The sequence below is a fragment of the Candidatus Glomeribacter gigasporarum BEG34 genome, assembly GCF_000227585.1.
GTDB lineage: Bacteria > Pseudomonadota > Gammaproteobacteria > Burkholderiales > Burkholderiaceae > Glomeribacter > Glomeribacter gigasporarum_B.
Window position 1 is genome coordinate 421 of sequence record NZ_CAFB01000019.1, and the last position, 733, is coordinate 1,153.

1 protein-coding gene is annotated in these 733 nt (G+C 59.6%); it reads left to right on the plus strand.

The genetic code is table 11. The features are described 5' to 3' along the window. The coding region (locus CAGGBEG34_RS09905) for an aminotransferase class III-fold pyridoxal phosphate-dependent enzyme (protein ID WP_420885867.1) at window positions 1-733 on the plus strand (733 nt) is incomplete at both ends.

A 733-nucleotide genomic window follows, 5' to 3' on the forward strand; every position in this document is an offset into this window, starting at 1 on the left:
CAGGCTCCGGACTGCTCACGGGCGGGCAAGCGAGCTCAGCCGGCGTGCCGGACGAGATTGCGCACGCAACCACTGTACTCGAATACAACAATCTTGAGCAGATCGGCGAGACTTTTGCGCAGCTTGGCGACCAAATCGCCGCCGTGATTGTCGAACCCATTGCAGGCAATATGAATCTGGTGCGTGGCGCAGCAGAATTTTTGCGCGCATTGCGCACGCAGTGCACTGAATACGGCGCCGTGCTGATTTTTGATGAAGTCATCAGCGGTTTTCGGGTCGCGCTCGGCGGCGCGCAGTCTCTGTACGGTATTAGGCCCGATTTGACCTGCCTGGGGAAAATTATCGGCGGCGGTTTCCCGCTCGCCGCCTTTGGCGGACGGCGCGATATTATGGCGCATCTTGCGCCGCTTGGCTCGGTGTATCAGGCAGGAACGCTCTCAGGCAATCCCGTGGCCGTCACCGCCGGCTTGAACACGCTTAAACGCATCCAAACGCCCGGTTTCTATGAAAAACTCTCTGCGCAAACCGAACGCTTAATCTCCGGCATTGTCCAGGCCGCGCGCGACGCGGACATTGTATTCTCAGCCGATGGCCTGGGCGGATTATTCGGCCTGTATTTTGCGCCCGCCCCGCCCGCCTGCCTCGGTGAGGTTGCCGGCTGCGATATGGCGCGCTTCAAAGCCTTTTTCCACGCCATGCTGGATCACGGCATTTATCTGGCCCCCTCTCCTTA